The 6361-nt window shown below is 47.3% G+C and carries 7 protein-coding genes and 1 pseudogene; 5 read left to right on the top strand and 3 right to left on the bottom strand.

What is annotated here, in order from left to right:
- Positions 1 to 141, top strand: a pseudogene (locus QUB26_RS30820) (photosystem II q(b) protein); the annotation flags it as partial.
- Positions 142 to 568: 427 nt separating this feature from the next.
- Entirely contained in the window at positions 569 to 1339 is a 771-nt protein-coding gene (locus QUB26_RS30815) for a GerMN domain-containing protein (RefSeq protein WP_333246931.1), read from the top strand.
- Positions 1340 to 1611: 272 nt separating this feature from the next.
- Here the strand turns inward: QUB26_RS30815 and QUB26_RS30810 are convergent, their stop codons facing one another.
- The 3 genes from QUB26_RS30810 to efp all read right to left on the bottom strand — a co-directional run bounded on the left by QUB26_RS30810 (position 1612) and on the right by efp (position 3349).
- Positions 1612 to 2004, bottom strand: a complete 393-nt coding sequence (locus QUB26_RS30810; RefSeq protein WP_006631662.1) for an ArsR/SmtB family transcription factor — start codon at positions 2002 to 2004, stop codon at positions 1612 to 1614.
- A 30-nt stretch (positions 2005 to 2034) separates the two neighbouring features.
- A complete protein-coding gene (accB, locus tag QUB26_RS30805) occupies positions 2035 to 2592 on the bottom strand; it encodes an acetyl-CoA carboxylase biotin carboxyl carrier protein (protein ID WP_333058572.1) in 558 nt (185 codons plus the stop codon).
- A gap of 199 nt (positions 2593 to 2791) precedes the next feature.
- Positions 2792 to 3349, bottom strand: coding sequence for an elongation factor P (gene efp, locus QUB26_RS30800; protein WP_333058573.1), 558 nt, complete (start codon positions 3347 to 3349; stop codon positions 2792 to 2794).
- Positions 3350 to 3733: 384 nt separating this feature from the next.
- On the opposite strand from efp, the gene QUB26_RS30795 reads away from it, so the two are divergent.
- From QUB26_RS30795 to thiL, 3 genes are all read left to right on the top strand, one after another.
- Positions 3734 to 4858, top strand: coding sequence for a peptidylprolyl isomerase (locus tag QUB26_RS30795; RefSeq protein ID WP_333321124.1), 1125 nt, complete (start codon positions 3734 to 3736; stop codon positions 4856 to 4858).
- Between the two features lie 246 nt (positions 4859 to 5104).
- Positions 5105 to 5419, top strand: a complete 315-nt coding sequence (locus QUB26_RS30790; protein ID WP_333246927.1) for a hypothetical protein — start codon at positions 5105 to 5107, stop codon at positions 5417 to 5419.
- Between the two features lie 32 nt (positions 5420 to 5451).
- Positions 5452 to 6361 (top strand): thiamine-phosphate kinase (gene thiL / locus QUB26_RS30785; RefSeq protein WP_333321122.1); only part of this gene is annotated, 910 nt, incomplete at its 3' end.

The following is a 6361-nucleotide window of genomic DNA, read 5'->3' as shown; positions in this document are numbered from 1 at the left end:
AATACTTGGGCTGATGTCATCAACCGCGCTAACTTGGGTATGGAAGTAATGCACGAGCGCAATGCTCACAACTTCCCACTTGACTTGGCTGCTAGTGAAGTCACTCCCGTAGCTTTGGTTGCTCCTTCTATCAATGGCTAAGTTTTAGCTTTTGATTGACAAATAGCGCTCCTAGAAATAGGGGCGCTTTTTGTTTTGGGAAAAAAAATTTTATCGACATCCTTTTTCCTTCTCTCAGTTAAATCCGTTACCCCCATTACATCCCTCCGTTGTCTTCCTTCTTCCTTTTTCCTTCTTCTTTTTTCCTTCAGCCTTTAATTTTTTATGATTACTATAGAATATAGGCACTAAGCCGATCGAGATAGTGTGACATACTCCACGGGCGAAATCTTATATTATGGTCTAGGATTCCAATAGTCGGATTCAGAATATGTTGGGCTTGCTATAAAGTGTTCGCTAGCAGCAATGCAATTGTGTCAATTCCCGAATCTAACCATAGACAAATGTAGCTGATCAGGAGTCGCTCCTCACCGTCCCAAGCGCTCTATCTGTAAGGAGAATTTGTATTATGAAAGATGGACAAGAAGTACGCCGCGCCTCCACAGCCGTCATTGCCGGTGTTTGCGGGTTGGCTTTACTGGCGGGAGGGGGCATTGCCTGGTGGACCGCGAACCGTTCGCCAACCCCCGCAGATACGCAGTCTTCTGCTCAAACTACGGCTCCGCCGCTGTCCCCAAGTCCTGCGGAATCTCCTGCTGTAGTTATCCCCGTACCCCCTCCCAATCCTGTACAAGTGCCTACCGCTCAGACGCCTACCGCTCAGACGCCTACAGCTCAGGCGCCTACAGCTCAGACGCCTAACGCTCTGGTGCCAAAGTCGCCGCAGCCAAAGCCTTTGCCGCAGACTGATGTCCAGACAGTGCAAGTCTACTGGCTTAAAGATGCCAGCGGCAAATTTGAGGGAGTTCCTACGAAAGTAGCTGTCAAACAAGCTGACAAGCCTGATGCAGCTTTACAAGCTGCTTTTAACAGTTTGTTGGCTGGGCCGAAGGATGGAACTGTTTCTAGCGAAATCCCTAATGGGACAAAACTCAGGGGTTTGAGTGTTAAGAATGACGGAGTTTATGTCGATTTGTCGGCAGAATTTACTGCGGGGGGAGGGAGCAATTCGATGACTGGCCGATTAGGGCAAGTTATCTATACGGCTACGAGTTTACAACCGAATACCAAGGTTTGGATTTCGGTGGAAGGTAAGCCTTTAGAACTTTTAGGGGGCGAAGGTTTGGAGGTGGCTCAGCCGAGTACCCGCCAAAGTTTTGACAAAAATTTTCCCCTTTAGTAATTATGAGTCATTAGTTAGGAGTCATTAGTTAGGAGTCATTAGTCATCGGTCTGAAGGCAGAGAGTAGGGATTGATAACTTATGACTCATGGCTGATGACTCATGACCACGAATTTCAAAGGTGGTACCCGCCACGTGATTTATCCGTGGAATCAATCCCAAATCGAAAATCGAAAATCAGAAGAGCCCCCGCATTTATCTCGCGCAAGTCAATCTAAAATCTAAAATCTAAAATCTAAAATCGATTGACTGGGGACGGGCCACTAATTTTCAGTGCTTCGTAGTTAGGCTAAATGCCCGAAAGTGTAGGGCTTGCTGTTCGATCCGGCTGGCAAGCCGATCGCACACCATATTACACAGCTCAAAAATTAACTCGTCTTGCACCTTATAATAAGCTGAAGTTCCTTCACTCCGGCGAGTGAGGATACCAGCTTGGAGCATGAGTTTTAGGTGCTTAGAAACATTGGCTTGACTCGTTTGAGTAGCTTCCACCAATTCTTGCACGCATTTTTCGCCGTCGCGAAGCAAGTTCAAAATTCGTAAACGCATGGGTTCGCTCAAAATACTGAAATACTCAGCAACTTGTTGCACAACCTCTTGCGGGACAGGCTGGGATGACTTCATCAAACTCACCGGAGAGAAGTGATCGGGAAATATTAGCATTTATTCTGTCCATAACAATAAAGTAATCCTTCAATCCGGATTAATTCGCATCAAAACTTGACCGTATTCGACAGGTTCGCCATTTTGAACTAAAATTTCCATCACTTGACCGGACACTTCATCAGCATCGATCTCGTTCATCAGCTTCATCGCTTCGATAATACAGACTGTCTGGCCGACCTTGATGCGATCGCCCACATTGACAAAAGGAGGCTCGTCAGGAGCAGCAGCGCGATAAAAGGTTCCTACCATCGGCGAGATAATTGACACCCATTTGGTATCGACAGAAGCAGGTACGGCAGCAGGTACAGCGACAGGGGCGACGGGAACAGGGGCAGGCAGATCCGCTGCTAAATTTTGGTCAACAGCAGGAGGTGACGCTAAGGTGGGACTAGGAACCGCGCCCAAGGCGATCGGAGCGACAGTCGCCACGGCAGCAGGGAGCGCAGCAGAGGTGGCTGGTGAACTTGCCAGAATGCCTTTGCGTACTGTCAGTTCAATATCCCCACTTTTTAATGTCAGTTCCGAAATGCCAGTTTTGTCTAATACAGTTAGCAGGTCACAAAGCTGGTTTAAGTCTAGTTGCACAGCAGATTCAAGGGTAATTAATAATTGAAAATTGAGAATTGAGAATTGAAAATTCAGAATCCGGCGAAGCTATGAGCATCAACGAATTTGGAGGAAAAAGGGATAGTTTTTAAGCTGTGAGCGATGAGTGTTGAATTTATAATTCTTTAACTCAGAACTCAGAACTAAAAACTAAAAACTCCCTTTTTTTCCCTCGTTTCTATTCTCGGCCGAGGTACTTGTCTTCACGAGTATCAATCCGAATCCGTTCTCCAATGGAAATAAAGAGAGGCACCATAACCTGAGCTCCGGTGGAGACGATCGCGGGTTTGCTGCCACCGGTGGCAGTATCTCCTTTGACTCCCGGATCGGTTTGCAGCACTTCCAAGACGACAGAGTTGGGGAGTTCCACTTCCATGATTTGGTCGTTCCAGCGTAGGATGCTGACTTCCATCCCTTCACTGAGGTACTTGACACGATCGCCTATTTGCTTAGCATTGAGGCGACTTTCCTCGTAAGTTTCCATATCCATAAAGACGAACTCGTCGCCCTCTTTATAGGTATGCTGCATCACACTCTTTTCCAGGTTGGCTTGAGGCATAGTCTCGCCCGCCCGGAAGGTTTGTTCTACTACGTTTCCGGTTTGGACGTTTTTTAATTTTGTCCGCACGAAAGCCGAGCCTTTTCCTGGCTTGACGTGGAGGAATTCGATAACCCGCCACACGCCGTTATTCCATTCAATTGAAACACCTGGTCGAAAGTCGTTACTGGAGATCATATAAATTTTTGCGGGCAATCCCGTCGCCTTGCGGGCACGGGGGAACTACAGTCAGTCGATTTTAGATTTTAGATTTTAGATTTTAGATTTACTCCACAGATGAATTTGGGAGATTGAACCTTGGTCTAAAATTTTAATCTCTCCACGACAGGAGTCTGGGGGTTGTATCCGTTTTTGAGCGGGTCAGGTTAAAGCCGCAGTCTAGCTGACGGCATCAAAAAGCAATTGGCATTTTATTTTACCGTTCAAAGGGAGCAAGTGCTGTACGGAAAGCTAAAAAGCTCTCCACGGAAGGAAGTTCGGCAACGAATTGTGTAGGACATTTAAGGGATAGAAGGCCGACAGCGCTGTGGGAAGATAATAGAGGCAATAAAAGTTAAAGTTATGTTGCATTGGCCTAATTTCTCGATCGATACGTGCAAGCGCTGGGTCAAAACCCTCGCTTTAGCGCTCTTGCTGTTCACTCTCGGACTGAGTTTCAGTGCAGTCTCCCATGCCAAACGCCCCAGCAGCAGTATGCCTGCAGGGAATGCGATTACGGACGGGCGGGCGCTGCTGCGCTTCGCTTTACCTATTGACAATCAGACTGTGCGAGAGTTGCAAATCAGTCTCGAAGACATTGGCAACCACATACGATCTAAACGTTGGGGGCCTATTAGCAGCGATGTCAGTAAAGCTTCCAGGATTCTCAACCTCCGGGAATCTGACATTTTAGAGAGTATTCCCGACGCCAAAAAGCCGGAAGCTGAGGCGCTAGTTGCAGGAGTCAAGGAGAAAATTGCTCAACTGGAAAAGGCTGTTGAGGCTAAAGACAGGGAAAAAGTGATTGAATTGAAACCCACAATCCTGGGCACGGTAGGCGAAATCGAAGAGTTGATGGTGACAAAGTTTCCGTTTGAAGTGCCTGCCAAGTATGCTAATCTGCCTCAACTGAAAGGGCGCGCTACTGTGGCTGTACAAACTGAAAAAGGGGAAATTACTGTTGTGGTTGACGGCTACAGCGCCCCGGTTACGGCTGGTAATTTTGTGGATTTAGTCGATCGAGGTTTTTATGACGGTTTGCCGTTTATTCGATCGGAAGAATCCTACGTTTTGCAAACGGGAGATCCCGAAGGCAAGGAAGAGGGTTTTATTGACCCAGCTACTGGCAAATACCGGAATATACCGCTAGAAGTGCTCGTCAGGGAGGAAAAAGAACCTATTTACGGGATTACTCTAGAAGATGCGGGGCGCTATCGCGACGAACCTGTTTTGCCTTTTTCTGCTTTCGGTACTGTGGCTATGGCCCGTACAGAAACTGACCCTGATAGCGCTTCTTCTCAGTTTTTCTTTTTCTTGTTTGAACCTGAACTCACGCCCGCTGGCCTGAATCTGTTGGACGGCCGCTATGCTGTTTTTGGTTACATGATTGAAGGAAAAGAAGTTTTGGAGCAACTGAAGCAGGGAGACAAGATTGTATCTGCTAAGGTAGTTAAAGGAATCGAAAATTTGGTGCGACCTCAAGTTTAATTAATGAGGGCGATTGAAATCGCTTTTACACCAAAGTGACGGCGATTGAAATCGCTTTTACAGAAACAAAGCCCGCCTGCGCGGGCTGAAAAAATCAATAGTGACCGGCATTGAAATCTTTTCTAAATAAAGAAAGGTAACGGCGATTGAAATCACTTTTACACAGACAAAGCCCGCCGGAATCAGGCTGGAAGAAGAGATAATTTTTATAGTTTCGTTATTAAAATTAGGAATTCCATCGAAAATATGGCTATTTTACAATTTTTATTGGTAATGGGTTTGGGCGGATTCGCAGGCTTGTTGATTGTAAAAAATGTGAATGAAAACAAGCAAAAGCAGCGGTTGGATGAGGCTTTTTATCAGTTGTTGGAAACTCAAAACAGTCAAATTTCGCTGATTCAACTGGCGGCTAGTGCTAGGGTTGAGGCTGAAGTTGCTCAGCAGTATTTAACTCGGCAAGTTAAGATTTTTTCGGCGGTTTTAGAGGTAGATGATGAAGGAGATACTTTTTATAGGTTTCCTAGGTTGCGCTTGCCGCCGATTTCGGGTAAGGAATGGTGAATTGAGAAAGTGCGATCGACTAATTCAAAATTATGCAAGTTAAAGATATCGGTGAACAAGGTCTTTTAAGAATATTGCAAAAATTCTGCCCCGCAGAGATAGTGGGTGATGATTGCGCCGTAGTTCCGACAAATCCCAACCAATCTCTGGCTATCACTACAGATATGTTGGTGGATGGAGTGCATTTTAGCGATCAAACTACGGGGCCTTATTACGCAGGATGGCGCGCCGCAGCGGCAAATTTGTCGGATCTGGCTGCGATGGGAGCAACACCTCTGGCGGTGACTGTAGCCCTCGCTGTGGCGGCGGATACGGCTGTGGAGTGGGTTGAAGAGTTTTATCGGGGGATGACGGCTTGCTTGCAAGAATATGATACGCCGATCGTCGGTGGTGATGTTGTGCGATCGCCCGTGGTGACTGTGGCGATTACTGCTTTCGGACAAGTTGAGTGCGATCGTACCATTAGTCGGTCAAATGCGCGATCGGGCTGGGCGATTGTCGCTACTGGGGTTCACGGAGCCTCCCGCGCGGGATTAGAATTGCTGTTAAATCCAGAATTCGGGCAAAATCTTACAGAAGTCGATCGAGCTTATTTAATTCTCGCTCACCAGCGCCCTAAACCGAGACTGGATGTTTTGTCGGTTGTTTGGGAAATATTAGGTTCCGAAGGTGCGATGGAACCCCCCCTCAGTCCCCCCCTTGCTAAGGGGGGGAAGCAAGATTTTAATTCTCTAGGTGCGATGGAACCCCCCCTCAGTCCCCCCCTTGCTAAGGGGGGGAAGCAAGATTTTAATTCTCCAGGTGCGATGGAACCCCCCCTCAGTCCCCCCCTTGCTAAGGGGGGGAAGCAAGATTTTAATTCTCCAGGTGCGATGGAACCCCCCCTCAGTCCCCCCCTTGCTAAGGGGGGGAAGCAAGATTTTAATTCTCCAGGTGCGATGG

The sequence above is a fragment of the Microcoleus sp. B4-C1 genome (genome assembly GCF_036705285.1).
In the GTDB taxonomy this organism is placed as follows: domain Bacteria; phylum Cyanobacteriota; class Cyanobacteriia; order Cyanobacteriales; family Microcoleaceae; genus Microcoleus.
This window is presented reverse-complemented; position numbering and strand designations above follow the sequence as displayed.